16 protein-coding genes are annotated in these 21,119 nt (G+C 51.9%); 8 read left to right on the top strand and 8 right to left on the bottom strand.

Features of this window, described 5'->3' with window-relative positions; genetic code table 11:
- The first annotated feature begins 402 nt into the window (after window positions 1-402).
- A complete protein-coding gene (locus RID21_RS24705) occupies window positions 403-849 on the top strand; it encodes a hypothetical protein (protein ID WP_350193556.1) in 447 nt (148 codons plus the stop codon).
- A 134-nt stretch (window positions 850-983) separates the two neighbouring features.
- On the opposite strand, the gene RID21_RS24700 is transcribed toward RID21_RS24705, so the two are convergent.
- On the bottom strand, window positions 984-1,853 hold the full coding sequence (locus RID21_RS24700; RefSeq protein WP_350193554.1) for a tetratricopeptide repeat protein: 870 nt from the start codon (window positions 1,851-1,853) through the stop codon (window positions 984-986).
- A 514-nt stretch (window positions 1,854-2,367) separates the two neighbouring features.
- Complete coding sequence (locus tag RID21_RS24695; protein WP_350193552.1) at window positions 2,368-3,144, bottom strand: M90 family metallopeptidase; 777 nt, start codon at window positions 3,142-3,144, stop codon at window positions 2,368-2,370.
- 311 nt (window positions 3,145-3,455) lie between these two features.
- Between RID21_RS24695 and RID21_RS24690 the strand changes: the two genes are divergently transcribed.
- On the top strand, window positions 3,456-4,937 hold the full coding sequence (locus RID21_RS24690) for an arylsulfatase (RefSeq protein WP_350193550.1): 1,482 nt from the start codon (window positions 3,456-3,458) through the stop codon (window positions 4,935-4,937).
- A 357-nt stretch (window positions 4,938-5,294) separates the two neighbouring features.
- On the opposite strand, the gene RID21_RS24685 is transcribed toward RID21_RS24690, so the two are convergent.
- Window positions 5,295-6,476, bottom strand: coding sequence for a pilus assembly protein TadG-related protein (locus RID21_RS24685; protein WP_350193548.1), 1,182 nt, complete (start codon window positions 6,474-6,476; stop codon window positions 5,295-5,297).
- Between the two features lie 52 nt (window positions 6,477-6,528).
- Window positions 6,529-7,083, bottom strand: a complete 555-nt coding sequence (locus RID21_RS24680; protein WP_145037748.1) for a TadE/TadG family type IV pilus assembly protein — start codon at window positions 7,081-7,083, stop codon at window positions 6,529-6,531.
- A gap of 360 nt (window positions 7,084-7,443) precedes the next feature.
- Between RID21_RS24680 and RID21_RS24675 the strand changes: the two genes are divergently transcribed.
- Complete coding sequence (locus tag RID21_RS24675) at window positions 7,444-7,920, top strand: TadE/TadG family type IV pilus assembly protein (RefSeq protein WP_197993851.1); 477 nt, start codon at window positions 7,444-7,446, stop codon at window positions 7,918-7,920.
- Window positions 7,921-7,998: 78 nt separating this feature from the next.
- A complete protein-coding gene (locus RID21_RS24670) occupies window positions 7,999-8,175 on the top strand; it encodes a hypothetical protein (protein ID WP_197993850.1) in 177 nt (58 codons plus the stop codon).
- A gap of 11 nt (window positions 8,176-8,186) precedes the next feature.
- Here the strand turns inward: RID21_RS24670 and RID21_RS24665 are convergent, their stop codons facing one another.
- Window positions 8,187-11,510, bottom strand: coding sequence for a hypothetical protein (locus tag RID21_RS24665; protein ID WP_350193546.1), 3,324 nt, complete (start codon window positions 11,508-11,510; stop codon window positions 8,187-8,189).
- Between the two features lie 32 nt (window positions 11,511-11,542).
- Window positions 11,543-12,679, bottom strand: a complete 1,137-nt coding sequence (locus tag RID21_RS24660; protein ID WP_350193544.1) for an ArnT family glycosyltransferase — start codon at window positions 12,677-12,679, stop codon at window positions 11,543-11,545.
- 443 nt (window positions 12,680-13,122) lie between these two features.
- Between RID21_RS24660 and RID21_RS24655 the strand changes: the two genes are divergently transcribed.
- From RID21_RS24655 to RID21_RS24640, 4 genes are all read left to right on the top strand, one after another.
- A complete protein-coding gene (locus RID21_RS24655) occupies window positions 13,123-14,889 on the top strand; it encodes a flagellar basal body P-ring protein FlgI (RefSeq protein ID WP_350193542.1) in 1,767 nt (588 codons plus the stop codon).
- 119 nt (window positions 14,890-15,008) lie between these two features.
- Window positions 15,009-15,857 (top strand): sterol desaturase family protein, encoded by an 849-nt coding sequence (locus RID21_RS24650; protein ID WP_350193540.1) that lies wholly within the window; start codon window positions 15,009-15,011, stop codon window positions 15,855-15,857.
- Between the two features lie 674 nt (window positions 15,858-16,531).
- Window positions 16,532-17,878, top strand: a complete 1,347-nt coding sequence (locus RID21_RS24645) for a DEAD/DEAH box helicase (protein WP_350193538.1) — start codon at window positions 16,532-16,534, stop codon at window positions 17,876-17,878.
- 344 nt (window positions 17,879-18,222) lie between these two features.
- On the top strand, window positions 18,223-18,420 hold the full coding sequence (locus RID21_RS24640; RefSeq protein WP_145181389.1) for a cold-shock protein: 198 nt from the start codon (window positions 18,223-18,225) through the stop codon (window positions 18,418-18,420).
- A gap of 119 nt (window positions 18,421-18,539) precedes the next feature.
- Here the strand turns inward: RID21_RS24640 and RID21_RS24635 are convergent, their stop codons facing one another.
- A complete protein-coding gene (locus tag RID21_RS24635; RefSeq protein ID WP_350193536.1) occupies window positions 18,540-19,469 on the bottom strand; it encodes a DUF1559 domain-containing protein in 930 nt (309 codons plus the stop codon).
- Window positions 19,470-19,726: 257 nt separating this feature from the next.
- Window positions 19,727-20,749, bottom strand: coding sequence for a ferrochelatase (locus RID21_RS24630; RefSeq protein WP_350193534.1), 1,023 nt, complete (start codon window positions 20,747-20,749; stop codon window positions 19,727-19,729).
- Window positions 20,750-21,119 lie beyond the last annotated feature (370 nt).

Genomic DNA, 21,119 nt, shown 5'->3' with positions numbered 1-21,119 from the left:
TCACGTTGACCCTGTAGTCACATAATTGCGCCTGTTATTCAAATTTTGCGCAGACGTTCCATCTTAATATTCCTAACCATCAGTATCGTAACCATCAGGAAATTTCCACAAAAATAACCCCTATAATTCCAATTTTAATAAATTTACCTGAACGTACACAGTTAACAACACCGACCTATTTGTCCACTTTGAGGGATTTCAGCCTATCCATCTGCCACATATCCACCCATATGCCACATTTCATCCTTTTTACTTAGATATTGCACACCCCCTTCTTTACTTGTCATAATCAACCAGCACACAATGGAGTCGGCCTCGGAACTGAGCAGGTCCAACTGTATTCAGTACAGGCTTAAGAATGACGTTAATGAATCACGACAATACAAAGTGTTGAGGAAATCGATGCACACCAACCAACTCAAACCATGGATCTTACTGGCAACCATCAGCCTGTTATCTGGCTGCCAGCAATCAGATGAAGAGTTTCTGGTCGGGCGCTGGCACAGTTCTGGCGGTCCCAACATGATTTTTGAGAAGGATGGTACGGTCTACAGCATTAACCGTGGACCACGGAGAAAGGGACGCTATTACCTGGACCAGGAGTCAAATCCGGCAACCATGATCATGGACATGCGAGGGTCGGAGATTAACGCCGTACTGTGGTTCGATTATGAGGCGTTTTCCCCGAAGCACTTCCAGTTAACCCCGACCTATGTGCAGCGAACCGGAGAGAAAAAAGAGCGTGCTGAACTCGATCGCAAGCTGTTGTTCCAGAAACTGGATCCACAGGAGTCCCAAGCGAGCCAGTCTCAGTTCAAGATCACCACAACGCCACAACGGGCGCCCTGAGAGAATCCCTTTTCAGATGTAGAGGGAGGCTCCACAACGGACTCACTCTACAAATCAGGTTGATGATACGAAAAAAAAAGCAGAGGCCTTAAGACCTCTGCTTTTTTATTTTGACTTGATGTCGGGCTGATAATTTACTCGGCACTGCGTACGTTTGTAACCGACTCGGCACTTTCGACGGTTTCGAAGAAAGCCCCGTCGTCCGAAGGAATGTAATCATCATTGCTGATGTTGAGCGGAGGCTCAAATCCCTGAATCGGCAGTTCCTGCACAGCAGAAATCTGGGCAACTGGAGTTTCGCTGGCAGGGATCATCTCAGGATTGATGACATCGGCGTCGGAATCCGTAATCACCCGGAACTCAGATTCGGGAGCAGCTGCAGTTTCAGTCATGACAGCTTCCACATTTTCAGCTGCAGGTGCAGTCTCAGCCACCATGACCTCAGGTTGTGGTTCGGCCTGCTCCATCTGCTTTTTCTGCAGCTCTGCGATCTGCACAATCGCTTCCTTAACAGAGTCCAGCTCGGGATTGATTTCCAGAGCCTGGCTGTAGTGCCGCGAAGCATCTTCCAGCATTCCCCGCTGCAGGCAGATATAGCCAATATTGGCATGGGCTTCTTCTGCACTCAGAACAGTCCGGGCAACCTGGTAGGCTTCATCCATCCGTCCCTGATGCCCCAGAACCAGGCTCAGGTTATTGAATGACCGCTTGGAACTGCCATCACGCTTGATCGCTTCTTCCAGTGCGATTTCTGCAGCGGGCAGATCGTTCTGCAGATACAGGGCGTAACCCAGATCGGTCAGCAGCTTGGAATTATCCGGCTGGATCTTGACAGCTTCCATCAGATGACGGGTTGCCATGTCGTGCTTACCCATTTTGGAGCTGACAATGCCCATGCGGTGCAAAGCGGTTACATTCTTAGGATTCCGCTGCAACATGACACGATATGTCTGTTCTGCTTTGACAAACTGACCTTTTTCCTCGGCCGTTCTTGCCAATATCATTTGTGGTGATTCTTCCAGAGGAAGATTCATTCCCGCCATTTTACCGGTGTGGGAACATCCTGCTGAGAAGAGAGTGGCCATTCCTGAAAGGATGACCAGAGACCACGTTGTTGAGTTTCGCATTCCATTACCTCACAAAATTCTATTGTGATTTTTCACGATCCATTGTGAGAAACACTCAGACCATCCCTGGGCAGAAACAAAAAAACGTCAAAGGTTATTTTGACCTGAAAGTTGCTCGAAGGTGAATCCATTCGATGCCCTCTCCACTGAACAGATTTCTCAGCTCAAGAGAAGGACTTACTCTCAAGTATCGACTAACAGTTACAGCAAGATGAAAGAACTCAAAGAATCCCTAGACTCTTCTTGGATTCCTATCTGGATCAAAGCCTATATCTTAACAACGCCCTCCCGATCGGCAGATTCTGCCGGTTGAGAGCGGCTTATACAGACACTGGGCCTCAAAGCGACAATGTGGTGCATCAGACACAGCACGACAATTCCCAGCGGAATTTCAGCCCCGGTCGGCGGCGGCGGGATCCTGTCTATAGAACAGTTTCAGCGTTTCATATAATTCTGGTGAGTACTCTTGCATCTGAAGGGGTTGCTCAAAGAAGTGTTCCGAGCAGACCGCAAAAAATTCGGCCGGATTGGTGGCCGCGTAGGGATTTATGAAGCGGGAATGTCCGTGCCTGAGTTGATCCACCAGGTCGTCATATTCCCGCGTCATCACCTCGCCCCAGTGCTGGTAGGCTTCTTCACTGTTTAAAGGAGGGGTGCCATTCATTTCACGATCGATGGCATCATAGTAGTGGGCGAATTCATGAAAGACGACGTTTTCGCCGTCATCAGGGATCTCAGCCCCCTCAAGCACATTCGCCCAGGAAAGAACAATCGGCCCCTGATTCCAGGCCTCACCCAGCCGGAAAGAAGTGCCTTCCGTCATGACACCAATTGAGTTCACCAGTGTCTCTTTCGCGACATAGGTATCGGGGTACACCAGCACTGTCGCCAGTCGATCAAAACAGTCGCTGGCAAAACCAACCGTCAACAGACAGGCCTGGCCTGCAATCAGTAACTGAACTTCTTCAGTAATCTCGAAGCCGTTGCAGCCCTCCCAGTACTTCTCCTGGATAAAAATCTGCACACGCTGATAGTGCAGCTCTCGCTGTTCGGGGGAAAGTCGAGACAACTGCGACACATGCTGGTCCAGAAAGGTTTTCCAGTGCTCAGGCATCGGTGAGGCCAGAATCTTGCGACGTCGACGATTACGCCACCACGTCAGTAACATATTTCCAGCTCCTCACTCGCTGATTCCAATACCACCGCTGTTCGACGACAGGCACATCTGTAAGCATTATAGTACTCAGCCCCTGCTGTTCCTGTGACTTTTATCGATTTCCGAGAGGACCTGATTCGAGTAAACACCGCAGAGATTGGAAAAAATCAGAAAAAAGCCGAAACAGGCTCTGTTCAGTGCCCGGAATTCCCGGTTCCCGGCCTCAATATTGAATACGTACGCCAAACGTGGCAGAATTGTCAGTGCAGAAGTTAGCGCTGCCCGCAATCATTTAAGACCTTCAACATGAATTGAAACCAGTTATGCAAACACTCGCTCGCCTGTTACTCATCACTGCTGCACTCTGCTTTTTGAGTTCCGCGCCGGTCCGTTCTTTCGCGGCTGCCCCTGAAAAGCCAAACATCATCTTCATTATGGCCGACGATCTGGGCTACGGCGATCTGGGCTGCTACGGACAGAAGAAGATCCAGACGCCCCGCATCGACCAGATGGCAGCGGACGGCATGAAATTCACCCAAATGTATGCCGGCAGTACCGTGTGTGCCCCTTCGCGTTGTGTTCTGATGACCGGTCGGCACATGGGACACACCCGTGTGCGCGGCAATACCTGGGTCAAGGAAAACCAGTCGCTGAAGGACAAGGACTTCACAGTCGCCGAACTACTGAAAAAAGCAGGTTACACGACGGCACTGACGGGGAAATGGGGCATCGGTGAGGAAGGCACACAGGGAGTTCCCAACAAGCAGGGCTTTGATTTTTTCTATGGCTACCTGAACCAGCACAACGCCCACAACTACTATCCTGAGTTCCTCTGGAAGAATGACAAGAAAGTCGCTCTGCGAAACGTCGTTGATCCGAGCACCATTTCCAAAGGCCCGACCGGCAAAGACCGACTGGGCGGCGTGGCCACGAAAAAAGTGGACTATTCGCACGACCTGATCCTGGAGGAAGCCCTGGGGTTCATCGACCGCAGCGCACAAAACCCCTTCTTTCTCTACGTTGCACTTACAATTCCCCATGCCAACAACGAAGCAGGCAGAAAAGTCGGCGATGGCCAGGAAGTCCCCGACTATGGCATCTATAACGAGAAAGACTGGACCAAACAGAACAAAGGTCAGGCAGCCATGATCACCCGCATGGACACTGGCGTGGGTCAGATCCTGGATCGCCTGAAGGCATTGAATATCGACCAGAATACGCTGGTCATCTTCACCTCGGATAATGGTCACCACCGTGAGGGGGGCAACGATCCGGAATTCTTCGACGCCAACGGACCGCTTCGCGGCATGAAACGCGATCTGTATGAGGGCGGTGTCCGGGTGCCCTTCATCGCTTACTGGCCCGGTACGACGCCCGCAGGCAGCGTTTCAGACCACATCGGCTACTTCGGCGACCTGATGGCCACCGCGGCCGATCTGGCCGACGTCCCCTGCCCTGAGGGCCTGGACAGCGTGAGTATTGCCCCCACCCTGGAAGGCAAACCTGACCAGCAGAAAGAACACGATTTCCTGTACTGGGAATTCTACGAACGGGGTGGTAAGCAGGCAGTCCGGTGGGGCGAATGGAAAGCCGTTCGCATGCCCATCTTCAAAGGCAAAACCCAACTGTTCAACCTCGAGGAAGACCTGGGTGAAGGCACTGATCTGGCAGTAAAACATCCGGATCTCGTCAAGAAGCTGGAAGCCATGATGGACTCCGCTCACACCTCTGATCCGCTCTGGAAACCGAGTGGCAAACCAGCCAAGAAGCAACCAGCCCCCGGCGACGGTAAGCAGCGGTTCTAATACCACCGCAAGCAACAGGCATAAATATAAGCAGACTGTGCACACAGTCTGCTTTTTTTATGCCTGCATCATTCTTCTCTCAGCGCTGAACAGTCATCTGAGATTATTCCAGATTCCATCCAGCAGACTCACAATCAGAACGTAGTTATTGCAGACAGGAAAGAATTCAGACAGGGAAAGTCGTCCGCCAGATCCCAGTTGGAAAGGAAGCGATGATGTGCTTTACCATCGATCAGGTTGAAGTGCCAGAACAAACACAGCGGACAGCTGCCAGCCAAGAACCGATTGACGCATCAAGCCACACAATTTTCGAGAACTCCCGAAAATCCGCTCTGCCATGCGATTTTAATCTTTCGATCAGGGAAAGACATAATTCGTAACGTGCACCAGTGCCGACTGCCCTGCACTACAGTCATAGTAAGCAGTCGAAGATGCAGACACGTTGAAAAAAGAGACGCCAAACAGTGAACTGCAGAAACCCTGAACGGGTGCCGTTGTCTGAGCAATCACTGCTGGTAGACCGCCACCCGCACCGGTGAAAAAGGCCTGCGAGACGCCATCGTTACCACCGGTATTAGTAAAAACGGAGGTCGCGGTGGTGGTAGTCATGGTCACAGAATTATAAAAGGTGATCGTCGCAGATACTCCATCATCCCCCCAGGCATCTCCGTCATTATTCCCGGGAAAAGCAGGAGGATTAAGATTATTTGTCGAAACCCCGAAATGAAAGTAATCGGTCGTAGCAGGCACACCTGTTGAAGTAAAAGATCCTGGGGCAAAGTTCATCCGTACTGTCTGGTACCTGCCTGGTTGCCCTGCGACCAGATTATCGAACTCGAAACAGATATCGCCTGTTCCATTCGGGCAGTTCCAGTTCCCAGACATCCCATCTGGTAATACATTTAACCCCTGGAAGTCTCCTGCAGTTTGAGAAACCGCGGGGTTCTTGGTGGCATCAAAAAAAGGTAACTGGCTCACATTACCAACAGCCGCGGTAGGTAAGGTCAGTTCTATTGACTGAATCTCCAGGTTCGCAGCGCCATCATTAAAGATGACCTCTATCTCATCGGGAGTTACGTCAGCGCCTGCCGATGGCTTTGTGATCGTGATTGTCACATCGCCGGCTGCACACCCTCCTTGTGCCCCGGAACTGAAAGTGATTGGAGAGACCGTCGAATCCAGAGCCCCAAATACCAGATTCCCATTGTTGGAAGCATTTTGATTTGGTGTATTTCCAGCATTGTAATTGGTGGCAAATGGCACAGTCGCCCCCAGAACCGGATTCGCATTAGCGTAAGCCACCCCAACATCCCGAGCCACCTCCGTTGTAGCACTCCCACTGGCTCCCCATTCACGGGCTGCTGCAAGAGCAGCGGCATCCATAGTATTATTCAGTTCAACCTGGGCTTGCCACAGTGAAGCAAATTCCAGGGTAACACAAAAGAATGTCAGGAACATGGATCCCCAGAGAATCAGCCAGAGTACCGCGATCCCCCTTCGATTTCTTCGAGTTTGTGGATGAGTCTGTAATTGCTGCATGGAATTTCAATCAGTTTATTTTACGATGTTGCTCTACTGTCAGTGCCGACAATTAAAGTTCATGCATGTAAGTCGTGGATTCTTCGACGATATAATCCTGCACAGAAAACCCCAGACTGGACAGGAAATCGGGAATGTTATTTCCCAGACGAACACAGACCGTTGTTCTGACCGACTCGTCCAGTGAAGTCCCCACAACATCGGGTAACGCCGTGGATGGCGGATCACAGTTGCAGTTTGCTGCAGGGGGAGTAGGATCTGCGATGGTCTCTTCGACGCCCCCCGTATCTACATTGTGTTCCAAAATCACCCGGCAACTCCCATCGGGAAGTCCACCGGTATAGAGGATACTGTCAACGCCTGTCTTCAAAGGACCATTAGGTCCCGTATTTAATGCAGTCAGCGAACCCGAAGCCGTTTCAGAGGCAATCTTCGCCGCATACCGACTGGCAAATGCGGTTTGCTCAATCGCTGTATAAATCAATGAGATTTGCACGATTGACAGCATAATGATCATAAACGCAGGAGCAGTCAGGATCAGTTCCAGCACGACAGCGCCGGAACGTTGATTCCCGCGGACCTTTGTTTGTTTACTGTTCTTATACACAGTGCGACACCAATATCATTTCATATACATCAGTAAGATCTGTCAGCAAACTTTACGTTGCAATATCAGTTTGGCAAGCAATTTGCGTTCCCTTGATCTTGGTGATTGCACATCTCCCTGGTTTCACCCTAGAAACAGCGGAGCTTGCAGAATTCGAGCTCTTTAAACCAAAAACAATTGTCAGTTCAGCGATAACCGACAGATCCATTGATAACCATACTTAGCAAGCGTTAAACGAGTGTCTCCATTCGTTAACACTCTGCTTGATACAAAGTACGCCAGATGAAACACAGTGGGCCAATAACCTGGAAAACAGATCGAGCAAACCGGCCTCAAAACCCTAAACACCGCAGGGGATCAGTGCTGCTGGAGTTCATACTCGCATTTCCAATCATCCTGATCCTCTCACTGGCAATTCTCGAGTTCGGCTTTTATGCCATGTTGCAGCAAACCATCACTGCTGCCACGATCGAGGGAGCCCGAAAGGCAGCGCAGGTTGGAGCGACAACCACGGCTGTCGGAAATCTGATTCAGGACTATGTCGCCCTCAACTCATTAACACTGGCTGTCGGATCGCAGCCAGCTGCTCCCAATCAGGGCGATGTACTGGTCTCCATAGAGGACGGAAGTGCCGTCCTGACAGAGACTATTGGCAATTCAGACATCCCCTGCTCTCCGGTCGGACCAGCTCCTAATGCCGATCAGATCAAGGTTACGGTTTGTGTCAATTTAACCAATACGAATGGTAAATTCCCACTCCCGGACCTATTGTCTTCTTTTGGCTTTTCCTTATCCGGAAAACAGCTTGAAATCAGCGCGATGACCAGTTTAGAGTAAAAGACAAAACGTCTTGTACACTCTCTCACTGTTTCTGCTGGACGAGTTCGGCAGTCAAATTCGCGAGTCTTCCCCAACATGAATGAGATCGCCACCGGATTACTCATCTGGCTGCTCAAAATCCTGGGAGCATATCTCGCAGTGATGATTGTGCTGACTCTTATTCTGAAAAACTGGAAGAAACGTTCCAGGCAGAAAGCAGAAGAGCTCGAAGAGGAAGCTAAAAAACGCTGGAATCGCTCGGACCGCAGGTAGTCAAAGCGAATCTATTGAGCAAACGGCAAGGGGAAATTTTGCCGGATCGAACCCACACCGCCCTGAGACGCACGGGGCCAGCGATTCGTCGCGTTATTATTATTCGTCGGCCCGCCTCTCATCACGTTATTCAGGAACGTCTTCAGGGAGCCATCGAGCAGCGGATTCGACTTGATATCCACAATCGGATTCGAGGTCGTGCCCCGCAGTTCCACCCGGATCCAACCACTGGTGGCATGTCCGATCAGCTGGGTGATCGCCGGTAGAGGCAGCTGTCTGCGGGTCAGCTGAGAAAACAGATCGACTTTCAGTCGACCATCGAAATGGGCTTCTCCCGCCTGGCCGTACAGGCTGATCGCATTCCCTTTCAACTCGATGTACTTCAGATGAAACGTCTGGTTCGAAACGGTGAAGTCACAAAACGCGGAATCAAAGGCCGTCTTGTCGGGTTGTGCCAGACGCACCACCTTGAAGATCTGGGCAATCGGCGGCAGTTCATAAATGGCCGCCGGACTGATCTGTAACTGTCCCTGCCCTTTCAGATCGGATTTATTAGAACCGCGTCCCCAGAGCTGGATCCAGCCGTTCATGACGCCCCGCAACTGGGATTGCCCCGGCATATAACGGGCCGCGTACTCTTCCAGCAACCCCCGATTCAGTTCGATCTGCATGTTGTAAGTCGGCACTGCAGTCAGCTCAATGTCCCCCATGCAGGTAATCACCCCGCGAATCGCCTTGGCGGTAATCGGTTGCTTGGCATTGATCTGGGGCAGACTGACCGACTGCATCTGCTCGCGACGGATCTGCCGTGAGCCGACGGTCAGCTGGGTATCGTTAATCTCGAACGGCCCTTTGATCTCGGTTAGATGATAGCCCAGGATGAAAGCCGAATCGATATCCAGATCACCGGTCAGTTGCAGATGAGTTCCGTCCCAGGTCCCTTTGGAATGGACCTTACCGTAAACCTTGGTTACATCGACACCCGCCGTCACACTGTTCTCAGCGAGGTAAGTATCCATCCCCCAGGCTGCGGTGACCGCAGTTCCCGGCTGCTGAGAACCCCGAAACTCGATCCAGCCGCTCGCTGAAATCGGTCGTTGAATATTCAGGGTATTCAACGCAGATCCCATCGCTTCCGGCAAAGCAGACTGAAAAGACCGATCTGCGGAGATATCATCGATGTTCATTTTCTCCATCTTAAAACGCCAGTCCCCCTGCGGCGTAATCTCGGCAAACGCATCTCCGATCCCAATCTTGGTTTCATCATGCTTTCCGGAAATCGACTTCATAACCACAACATTATTGCCGGTCTCGGGATCGACTTCGTAACTCCATTGCGCATTGAGGTTGTCGATCGGATAGGGGAAGTCTTTGAGATTCAGACTACCATTCCACCATTTGGCCTGAGGAATGCTGATCTGTGCCGGCAGTCCCCGTTGCCAGGAGATATCGGTCGTCAGATTCAGCTTACCAGTCGGAGACAGATCGCCCCATAGCTTCTGCAGTGAATCGGGCAGTGCCAGACGCAAATTGGAATCACAGCTCGCATTCTGTGCAGCAACCTTCAGCTTCAGCTTCCCATCACTGTCAAAGCGGTCATAAGTTCCCTGGGCCGAGAGTTGTGCATTGCCGTGCCTCCCCTGTAACTGTGAAAAGTAAACCCGTCCAGTATTGCTGGAATAAGAGACCTCGCCTTTCAAATCGGTCACGCGATAGGGAAACATCCGATACTGGAGCGCTCCGCCCTCTTCCATTTTGGCCCGCAGATCCACCTGAATCGGCTGATTCAGAGCGGGTGCTCGCGTCAGCTTGACATGGGCATTGAGTTTCCCCTGCAGTTCGAGTTCATCTAAGACAGTCTTGATTCCATCAGGACAGGCTGCCTGCAGCGAGGCATCAATGGGGACACCATAAGATATCACATCAATATCCATTTTCGATGCCGGGCCGGGATGCTGCACAAATCCCTTGGCTGTTACGGAACGATCCCCGGCCATGCCACTGAAATCCAGATTGAGTATATCCGGCTCCAACTGCCTCATCTCTCCCTTGATGTGGTCGACTCGATACGGAAAATGCACCGGGACGATCGCACCATCATGGACGGTAACCTTCAGGTTCTGTATGCGCCATTTCCCGTTTCCCGGATAACTCAGATCGACATCCAGGTTAACATTCCCGCTGGGACGCAGGGTGTCGTAGGTTCGGGCCAGCCCTCCCGTCAGGCGGCTTCGCAGACGTTCGTCCAGGGGAAGCTGACGTGTCTGAAAAGAGAACATACTCTGATTTAAAGGAGCCCCCTTCTGCGAAAATCGCTTGCGGAAGTAATAGTCTCCCCCGAGGGCAAAGCTGGTTTCTCCGTTGTGGGCCTGTAAATTCTGAACCTGCAGACTCTCGTTATCAATCAGGACTTTACCCACAATATTACGTAAAGGAAACGGGAGCAGCGGATGCTTGAATTTGCCCTCGCGCAAATGCGTGAGTACCTGAAACTGCGGCGCCTCTTCTCTGCGCAAACGGGACAGGCTGAACTGGATATCCATCTGCGCGCTGATTCCCAGATCGTACATCCCCGTCGACTGATTGGGCTGCAGCTGCAATGACGGAAAAGCTTTCTTCAGTCGTGATTCCAGCTCTGGAGAAATCCCGGTCGCCAACCTTACCAGGTCTGGACCAAATTCCAGCTGACTCCACTTTCCGGAGACCGAACCCAGTTTCGAATCCAGATCCCAGTAACCGGCAATCTCCAGTTTCCCCGCCTGGGGAATCGAAGTATGGCCCTCGATTTCATAGCGACTCGCGCCGGAAGGAATCAGACGCAGGTCCAGATTCTGCAGCGTGATGACTGTGGGAACATTCTCTGGCCCGTGCTCAAACTTGAGTGACAGGCTCCCCCGCTCAATGATCAACTCGGGCAGCGGGTTGTCACTCTTTATCGGTTCCGGCAGGCCTTCCCAGTTCCAGGTCCCATCCGCCATGCGTACCAGAACCAGTTGTGGACGATTGAGCACAATCTTTTGCACGTCTATCAGTTGATGCCTGGCCATTTTCTCCTGGTTCAGCGTCACGACCACTTCAGGCAGATCAATGATCGTATCCTGATGATTGACCGTCTGCACACGGCAACCTTCAATTCGCACTCGTCGACGAAAATCAAACTGGGCCCGGTCGATATCAATCATCAGTCCCGGCACGTGCTTCTCGATTTTCTCCAGAATCCCGGCTTTGATAATGTCGTCACTGCGCATCCACCAGTAATACCCGTAACTCCCACCGGTAATTACCAGCGAGATCAGGATCAGCAGACACCATTGAAAGGTTTTACGAACAACCATGACACTTCAAAACCGGATCAGATCCTCGCGGATCATGATTTGATTTTCTCCTTGTTTAATCTGTCTCCCACCAGGGCAGTTACCCCGATGGCAGACAGGATATACAGACTGTATTCCGCAGGCAGCCGATACCGCAGCGAACTGACAAACACCATGTGAATCAGTGAAAAATATAGAATCGGCCCTAACGTTATCAGTAACAGCAGCCCCTGCTGGCGAGAGATCCAGATACCGTAGCCAGCCAGCAGTAACACCGGCAGGAAGACCACTGAGACGGCAGCCATCATCCACCATGAACGAAACTGTGATGCGTTGGGCCACGGTTTCCAGTAACGCAGCAGCTTGGCTCCCATCAGTTGAATCACATGACCGGGATGCTGGCGCGCATATTCCACCGCCTGTTGTGTGTAGTAGCGATTCATTTCGTACTCACTCATTTTCAGCATCACTCGATCTCGATCGAAAAAAGTCATATCACTGTCGCCGGTCGCCTGCGGATTTAAACCATCGTACAGGCTGGGTCCCGACCAGAGTGATGTCAGCACAAAGTGTCCCGTGACCTGATAGTTACGGTATACCCAGGGCACCAGCATCACAGTAAAGCCCAGTATCAATATGGCGGCCCGTTCCAGGGCACGGGCCCGATGCCCTTTCGCTCTCCAGATCATCAGGGCGACGATGATCGGCAGAGTTAACAGCCAGCCTGGTCGGACATAAAAAGCCGCTGCCAGGGAAGCTCCCGCCAGCGCAGACAAGAGACAGCCCTGCAAACGATCATGGTCTCCCCATTTCACGTTTTCTAATTTGACCAGGACCCACAGCGAAAACAGCATCGTAACTGCGAAGACCGTTTCGCTTAAAAACAAAACACTGAACCCGGCCATAACCGGAGAGACGGCTGTCAGCCCGGCGGCGATGAGTCCTGTTGTTTCATTGGTGAGTTCTTTTCCCAGTAAATAAACGAGATAACAGGCAGCCACTCCGGTCAGCGCCAGGAACAGCCGCACGCGAAAATGATCTTCGCCTGCGACAGACATCGCACCGGCCAGAACCAGCGGAAACCCGGGCATCCGCAGTACACGTCGCGGAGGGGTATAAATCGAATACTCCTCACCATGCACGATCGTTTGCGCCAGTCTCCAGTAACCGTCTGCATCCCCTTCGATCACGTATGTTCGTTCAGGTTGTTGATCTAATTGGCGCTGAACGTAAACCGCCAGTCCGCACCTTATCAGAGCGGATATCAGTAAAATCAATATCAATATATACTTAGGCCGTTTTGATTCCGGCATCTTTTTCCCTGCCACTTGTGAAATGTGGGAATAGTACGATTACACGTCTATCAGGGTCAATTCCAATATAGCCGCCCTGCTATCGCGGGGGGGATTCATCTCATTTTCCCATTAGTGAAATCACATATTTCGGAGCCGAGCACTGTACAAATTCCGTAATGAAAGGAACCCGTAAAATGGAATTCCTCTCATCCATACTTCCCAGCTTGACTCAGATCTGGTTTTCTCTTAAGGTCCCTGCTCCTCTCTCTCAAATCTTGCAGTTTTGCACATATTCCACTCCTATCACTAAGCCTGTCTAACCTCGGCTGAGGGAAACTATGCGCTATTTAAAATTCTCCGTACTCTCAGGAATCGCACTGTTCGCAGTCGGTATGTTTTTCCTTTCACAAACCATTCAGGGTTTCCTGGGTTCTGATGACTCTGCGGAACAGGTCGCCAGTGAATTGGAACTGGAAGCAACGCTCTCCGAATCAGCGCCCTTCCCTGACCTGAATCTCGATTTTCCAGCCGGCGAACTCCCCGACATAGACAGCGACAAACAGGCTGCCGCCCCACCTGCACCTCTCGCAACAGCTCAGGCAAAAGCAGCTCCGACCGAGGACCAACTCCCCGGAGCCTCGGAGTCGAATCAGGAAATCTTTCCCGGATTGAATATTCTGATGCTGACCCAGACCACACGAGAACAGCGCACCCGGCTACTTGAAGAACTCTTGAAGCTCGACGCCGATCTGGTACAGCAGGTCGTCCAGAACAGCAATTCCCAGCAACCGCCCCAGGCCAATATCAGGACTGTCCAGCAGGTCGCGATGACCGGCCCTGCCACCACAAATGCCGTCTCTGCTGACTTTGCCCAACCGGGGCAACAGACGCCACCAATGGATTCCGCGGTACTCATTCAAAAAGACACCCCCACACAGATCATTGCCAGCTATCGTGGCGTCACTCTGAAAACCCAGGGAAAACCACTCCAGAGCGGCAGACTCCATCAGAAAATTCAGGTCGTCCCCCAGCATGCAAATCTACTGTTCTCCTCAACAGTCTTAAGTCAAAACCTGGTTGCCCTGGATCTACCGGCTGAACTTCCCCCGCCCGAAACCAGCGCCGCCACACCAGTAATCAAACTGGCCCAGATGGGAGAATTTCAACCAGCAGAAATCATTAAGCTCACGGGCGCTGGACTGGTGGTCGGATTGAATGGAACCGGCGATCAGAACATTCCCCCCGAAGCCATCCGGGCTTTAAAATCATCGATTGCTGCGATGAAGATTAACCTGCAGGATATTAAATCCCCCCTGCAGGCTGGCAATATCGCTAATGTCACCATCACGGTTTACATCCCCAGCCAGGGCGTCCAGCCGGGACAACAGGTGGAATGTTATGTCAACGCGAACCAGTCGGAAGTCAATTTAACCGGCGGCTACCTGCTGCCGACAGCGGTCGCTGTAGAAGGTTCAAATCAGAAAAAAGTCGACGCACTCATCGTCGGTCCGGTCCGTACCGATCGCAGCCGGAACCAGGCACAGGGATTAATTGAAAATGGAGCCCAGATCCGTTCAGCCATCGCTCCCCGTCTGGTTACCGGACAGGGCATTCCGCATCTGAAATTCTTCCTGAACGCGTCGTTATATGATCCCCAGACCGGTCGGCTGGTTGTGCAACAGATCAATCGCTTCCTGGCTGCCAATATGGTCAATACCTCGAAAGCCATGCTGCAGTCCTCCGGACTCGTCATGATCTCACTGCCTGATGCGAATCCCAACTATGCTCAGCAGCTGGCAACACAGTTGTTAAATGTCGAGATCCCACAGCAGTCCCCCAACAGTGCTGACCAGCGGCCGGAAGTCATCATTGATACGGGATCAGCTCGTATCGAAACACGCGGTACGGTCCTCCTGCAACCGGCACGACTTCAGTTTCCGGACCTGATGCTGGAGATTTCTCGGGACTCCCGAGGCGGCGCCACTCGTCTGGATGATCTACTGGCACTCTGTCAGCAGTTACAGTTACCACGTCAGCAACAGGTATCCCTGGTGAGAACACTTCAGCAACAGGCAAAAATCCAGGCGAACTATCACGAGCAATAAGAAGTCCCTTGTCTCTACTGGTTCGTACTGAGAAAATAGAGGGAGTAGACCACCAGCGGGGCTGGTCTGCACGCCCCGGTTCAGATCCGGCCGTCATTCAGAAATGAACCTCAGCCCTCATGCTTGCCAACCTCTCAGCGTCCGAACTACTCTCCCTGTTCTATTTCAGCACCCCGATTGTGCTGCTGGCATTGTTCTGGAGCTGGGAAAGCTGGGCTGCCTTCAAACCATTCCGGGGAGAGAGCCGTTATCGGCACGCCTTTTACAACCTCTCCCTGGCAGTATTGAATTCCCTGCTGCTCGGACTGCTGTTTGGCTCGATCGTAGAGGCAACCTCCGCCTGGACGCTGCAGCATCAATGGGGGCTGCTGCACCAGGTGCCACTCTCTCTATTCTGGCGGACCTTGTGCGCCATTCTGCTCCTGGATGCCTGGATGTTCTGCTGGCACTGGATGAACCACCGCATCCCGGTTCTCTGGCGGTTTCATCGCATGCACCACAGCGATCCTGACATGGACGTCTCCACTGCCACCCGCTTCCACTGGGGTGAACTGGGAATTTCCACTCTCCTGCGTCTGCTGTTGATTCCACTGCTGGGCCTGCAATCCTGGCAACTCGTTCTATATGGCATTCTGGTTTTCCTCTCCACGCAACTGCATCATGCAAACATCTCGCTGGGTCGGGCAGACCGTTTCTACCGCTGGCTGTTTGTCTCTCCGGACATGCACAAAATTCATCACTCGCGACTGCCGCAGGAAACAAACTCGAATTATTCCACGATCTTCTCCCTCTGGGATCGACTGGCCCGCACCTACCGCATGCGTCTGGACCTGAAGACCATCGACTTCGGCTTACCCCACTATGATGCGCCCCAGTGGCAGACTCTGCTCGGCATGTGGAAGACACCTTTCAGCAGACCGCCGGTTCTGCCCGGCGAACAGGATCAGCAGGCAAAAGCGATTGACTGATCGGTATATTCGGTGTCAACTTGCCTGTTTCCCCACGCATTTAGTTTTACTTGATTCTGGGATTTTCAAGAATCCCTCTAGGCAAAGAGATCCAGACAGGGTATACTTCTGCGTGACTTCAAGGTGCTTCTCTCGAATGAACTGAGGGAACAACCATGTCACCCTGGTCAGAACAAAGCGAGTAACGATCTATAGAAATAGATTCGTTTTCTGACCTGTGAGGGTCTTAATACAGAGCTGGAACCTCTCGTAACCCTCTTTACTGTGCGAGCTTATTCGTCGCACACTCCTGCTGCCAACCTCGGTTGTGTTGACCGCTGTCGAAAGCTGCCGCGTCGTTGTGGACGCATTGAATTCCGTGATTTTCTTGTTTGTCCGGAGTTCCCACAGAAGCGACGTTTGCTTTTGGTACCGCTGGTCCCAACCCGCCTAACCTGAGCGAAACTGGAAGAGCCAGGTATTTTCCTCCGCTCTCCAGCAAGTCCCGTCGATTTGCACTGTCGCCGACCGGTTCAGCTGATCTCCTCCCACGGAACATCACCTGCAGCCCCTTTAAAATACATTCGGTCTAACATTAGACTAAAACAGGCCCTGCCCTTGAATGAATACTGCCAACCACAGATTCACTTGCACAACACACCGACGGGCCTGCAACATTTCCCTAAGGAAAACCATTGAAAACATTCAAAGAGATTGAATTGATCGCCCCAGTCCAAAGAGCACTGGTCGAAGAAAATTATGAAACCCCGACGCCTATCCAGGCGCAAACCATTCCCTCCGCACTCGAAGGACACGATATTCTGGGATGTGCGCAGACAGGAACGGGAAAAACAGCCGCTCTGGCCTTACCCATACTCAATCATCTGGGAAAAGAGAATCGCAAAGCCAGGCCCTCTCGTCCACAGGCTCTGGTACTGGCCCCCACCCGGGAGCTGGCCATTCAGATCGGTGACAGTTTTGCCGCATACGGCAGACACCTCAAACTGCGCCACCTGCTGATTTATGGTGGTGTCAGCCAGAAAAACCAGGTCAAAGGCCTGAGTCGTGGCGCTCACATCGTAGTCGCTACGCCAGGACGTCTGCTGGACTTAATGAACCAGGGAGAAATCCATCTGGACCAGCTGGAACTTTTCGTCCTGGACGAAGCCGACCGCATGCTCGACATGGGCTTTCTGCCGGACCTGAAGAAGATTATCAGTCAACTGCCTGAAAAACGTCAGTCACTGTTCTTCTCAGCCACCCTGGCTCCCAAAATTAAGGAGTTGGCTCAACGCCTGCTGAAAAATCCAGTCAGTGTGAATGTCACTCCTCAAAAGACCAGTGTCAAAAAAATCCAGCAACAACTGATCTACGTGGAACGGAATGGAAAGCAGTCTCTGCTGCAAAATATCCTGGCCGACTCCGCTGTGGATCGAGCCCTGGTCTTCATGCGAACCAAGCGTACTGCCAACATGCTGTCAAAACGTCTCACGCAAATCGGCATCCGCTCATCTGCCATCCATGGCAATAAATCACAGTCGGCCCGCCAGCAGGCACTCGAGGCTTTCCGCAGCCGCAAAATCCAGGTGCTCGTTGCTACCGATGTCGCGGCCCGTGGCATCGATATCGAAGGCATCACTCACGTGATCAACTTCGATCTACCGGTTGAACCGGAAGCCTACGTGCATCGCATCGGCCGCACCGGACGCGCAGGGGCAGAGGGAATCGCCATCTCCTTCTGCAGTGATAACGAACGAGGCGAACTGCGGGCCATCGAAAAACTGATCGGCCACAAAGTTCCCGTCTCCAAAGAACACCGGGCTCCTCGTGCTCAGAAGAATAAAGCTGATGCCCTGCCAGACCCTACGCCCCGACAGCGGAGCAATGGTAAAAACGGACACACTGTGGAAGGAACAGAAACGACTTCGCGAAACCGCTTTCGACGCAAGAAAACAGCGAAGACAGCCGCGAGTAAACTACAACAGGAACCTAAACGCACAAAATGGCGTCGCCTGAAGCCGCGTGCCAGTCAATCAAGTTAGTCACTTGCCTCTTGCAGGTACAGCGTTTCATTTTCAATTTCAAGGAGATTCATTATCGCTAAAAACAGGAACACTTATGCCAAGCGTCAACGAGAAGCAGAAAAAAAAGCGAAAGCAGAAGCCAAACGGGTACGCCGGAATCAATTGAAGCAAAGTGGTCCGTTAAGTTCTCCGGTTCTCCCACCGGATAACGAATCTGAATTCCTGAATGATTCAGAATAACTCCAGGCCCGTCGACTAGACGATGACAGCCTGAATCAACTCGAACACTCTTGCAGTCTGGGGACGCGAATGTTTCACCTCTCCCGGATTGTAACATTTTTTAAAAGTACTGGATGAATATCATGTCAGAAGGAACCATCAAACGACTCACAGACAAAGGTTTTGGCTTCATTGAAGACGGCACAGGGAAAGATGTTTTCTTTCACAGCTCTTCACTGTCAGACACCAACTATGATGAGCTCTCAGAAGGTCAAAAGGTCTCGTTCAATATTGGACAGGGCCCCAAGGGACCACGCGCTGAAAACGTGCGTGTACTCTAAAACAGTCTGAAGACTGAGGCGAAAGCCTCATTCAAATGACAAACAGCACCGCAGGCATTTCGCCGGCGGTGCTGTTTTTTTTTGTCGCGATTGTCAGTGAATGTTCAGAATTAAAGAGCTTAAAACTCGCCTAATACCTGACCATCCTTTTTATTTCCGAGGTTCTGGAAGGTCCCGCGGTCAATGTTGGAAGAGATGAACCGCACGGCACCATCGGCCAGCAGAGCGTGCACGCCTCCCACATGATAGCTGCGGGCAAAGTTATACTTGGTCCCGGTATTCACGACGCAAGGCGAATGCGGGAAGGTGGTTGACTTACAGGCATAGTTCTGGTCGGCAACCGGTGTATTGGGGGTCTCGCGGGTTGTGAAAGTCATTTCACCATGAGCACCACCGATTCCGTAACAGCCCGGACAGCCCCAGTAGGTCGTGGAAGCAGTGTTTCCACGAATGATGATCTCTGAGACCATGATCGTATTCGAAGAACCATCCTTCAGGTCACGAATTTTGGTATTCGAGTTTTCTGAGAAAATACCATTCAGGTTGGCACCAGTTGTCGTTGCTTCATTCCCCGCACAGCCAATGTAACTCCCCTGCGAACGCCCCGATGAATCAGCATTTCCCGGAGTCGAAGGATCAGAGGGACACATATAGATTGGAACGACGGCTTTGTAAATTTCCGGGTCCGTGACCAGATGCACGTGGCTTGCCGTATTGGCGGAGTACTTATTGTATAACGGGGCCTGGTCTACAAAGGGCAGAATCTGATGTGCCCAGGTATCACGCCAGTGATAAGTGCCGTAAGGAGCAGATGAATTATAGTTTCCGGACCTGACTTCCATATGACCGTAAGGAAACAGGCGATGTGTATCGTGATAGTTGTGCAGTGCGATACCCATCTGCTTCAGGTTATTCTTACAGGTCGACCGACGGGCCGCTTCACGTGCCTGTTGCACAGCAGGCAACAGCAGTGCGATAAGGATCGCAATAATAGCAATCACAACCAACAACTCAATGAGGGTAAATCCTCGCTTGGTAGACGCAGACATTCCAACTCCTGTAACTCGGTAGGACAAGACAGTTCAATAACTACTGGATTGATAAATCGGTAAGTGAGTCTGCCTGGCAGGATGTCTGGAATAGACCTGGGCAGGGTGGGCGCTCTTACTCAAAACTTACATTTGTTAAGTATTTCTCACTAATGAAGCTTTGACAAGCTTAGTCCGGCATGGATGCTGCCGGAATTCAAAAATCTTCTGTACACATCTCTAGAGAATGGTGACTCTACATCACTTCTTGTCTGAGATCACCGTTTGATTTCGGTAACCCTGAGACAACAGTCCACCGGACAGACATCATGGTTCGGCCCCAATGGTCCCAAAGCGGGTCGCTCATCAGTACCGCTGATGCGTTCCTCGATCAATTCCCGAATCATGGTGATAAAGCGGGGATGGACTCCCACTGTTTTAGCCCGGGCGACATGGATGCCGACTTCACTGCCGACCTGTTTCGCCTCTGTGTCCAGATCGAACAGCACTTCCATGTGGTCGGAAACGAAGCCGATCGGAATAATGACGACATCCTGAACCTCTCCCTGCTGCCCCAGTTCGGTGATAAAATCACAGATATCGGGTTCCAGCCAGGGTTGATGAGGCGGACCACTGCGGCTCTGGTATACCAGATGCCAGGGGTGCGTTCCCAATCGTTCACTCACCAGCTGAGCAGCGTCGTTCAGCTGGGTTTCGTAGCGACAACCCGCGGCCATCGCCAGAGGGATACTGTGAGCGGAAAAGAGAATTGTCGCCTGTTCCCGGCGTTCCTCGGGAATCTCGACCAGAGCCTCTCGGGCACGATCAACGGTGGCCTCAATAAATCCGGGATGATTAAAGAACATCCGCAGCTTATCGACTTCGGGCGCCCCTGCTCCAACCGCTTCCTGAGCCCGCTGAATGTCTTCCCGGTACTGGCGACAACCCGAATACGAGCTGAATGCCGATGTAAAGAAGCCCAGTGCCCGCTGAATGCCATCCTGTTTCATCTGTTCCAGCGTATCCGTCAGCAGGGGATCCCAGTTCCGGTTTCCCCAGTAGATGGGGAGTTGCGGCCCGTTAGCAGCCAGTTCCTGTTCAAGTGCCGCGATCAGGGCCCGATTCTGCCCGTTGATCGGACTCACTCCACCGAACTGCTGGTAATGCTCCGCGACCTCCAGCATCCGCTCCCGGGGGACATTCTTGCCCCTGAGCACATTTTCCAGAAAGGGAATCACATCGTCAGGCCCTTCAGGCCCTCCGAAGGAAACTACCAGAATCGCGTCATATTCATTATTCATTCAGGATGTCTCTACTGGTCTGGTTGGCAAATCACTCATCGGTTGCTGCTGAACCAATGGCCTGTCTTTCCTGCTATCAATCTCATCATAGCAACTTCTCTTAGTTGTAGTCAGCCTGCATCAGATGACTACTCCCGTTCCCACCAGAATTGTCTCGCTGCTCCATGCTTTCGCCCGTTTTCCAGTCCATTCCGCTGTCCCCAGCATACCTCTTCCCGATTTTTATCCTGCTGAATTCCCTGTTGTTTTTTGGCAACAAAATTGCGCATTACTCAGGAGCGGTCTGCCCATTGTTTTGATTCTGCCGGATAGTTGATCAACTGTGGGTAGCAGCCTGAGTATTTACCTGCTGCCACTGAAAATTACCCGC

The organism is Gimesia sp. (assembly GCF_040219335.1).
In the GTDB taxonomy this organism is placed as follows: Bacteria; Planctomycetota; Planctomycetia; order Planctomycetales; family Planctomycetaceae; genus Gimesia.
This window is presented reverse-complemented; position numbering and strand designations above follow the sequence as displayed.

Coding starts and splice junctions, on each gene's coding strand:
- RID21_RS24670 (WP_197993850.1), top strand. CDS start 7,999: ATGAATGAGATCGCCACCGGATTACTCATCTGGCTGCTCAAAATCCTG.
- RID21_RS24655 (WP_350193542.1), top strand. CDS start 13,123: ATGCGCTATTTAAAATTCTCCGTACTCTCAGGAATCGCACTGTTCGCA.
- RID21_RS24650 (WP_350193540.1), top strand. CDS start 15,009: ATGCTTGCCAACCTCTCAGCGTCCGAACTACTCTCCCTGTTCTATTTC.
- RID21_RS24630 (WP_350193534.1), bottom strand. CDS start 20,749: ATGAATAATGAATATGACGCGATTCTGGTAGTTTCCTTCGGAGGGCCT.
- RID21_RS24695 (WP_350193552.1), bottom strand. CDS start 3,144: ATGTTACTGACGTGGTGGCGTAATCGTCGACGTCGCAAGATTCTGGCC.
- RID21_RS24640 (WP_145181389.1), top strand. CDS start 18,223: ATGTCAGAAGGAACCATCAAACGACTCACAGACAAAGGTTTTGGCTTC.
- RID21_RS24685 (WP_350193548.1), bottom strand. CDS start 6,476: ATGCAGCAATTACAGACTCATCCACAAACTCGAAGAAATCGAAGGGGG.
- RID21_RS24700 (WP_350193554.1), bottom strand. CDS start 1,853: ATGATATTGGCAAGAACGGCCGAGGAAAAAGGTCAGTTTGTCAAAGCA.
- RID21_RS24635 (WP_350193536.1), bottom strand. CDS start 19,469: ATGTCTGCGTCTACCAAGCGAGGATTTACCCTCATTGAGTTGTTGGTT.
- RID21_RS24665 (WP_350193546.1), bottom strand. CDS start 11,510: ATGGTTGTTCGTAAAACCTTTCAATGGTGTCTGCTGATCCTGATCTCG.
- RID21_RS24705 (WP_350193556.1), top strand. CDS start 403: ATGCACACCAACCAACTCAAACCATGGATCTTACTGGCAACCATCAGC.
- RID21_RS24690 (WP_350193550.1), top strand. CDS start 3,456: ATGCAAACACTCGCTCGCCTGTTACTCATCACTGCTGCACTCTGCTTT.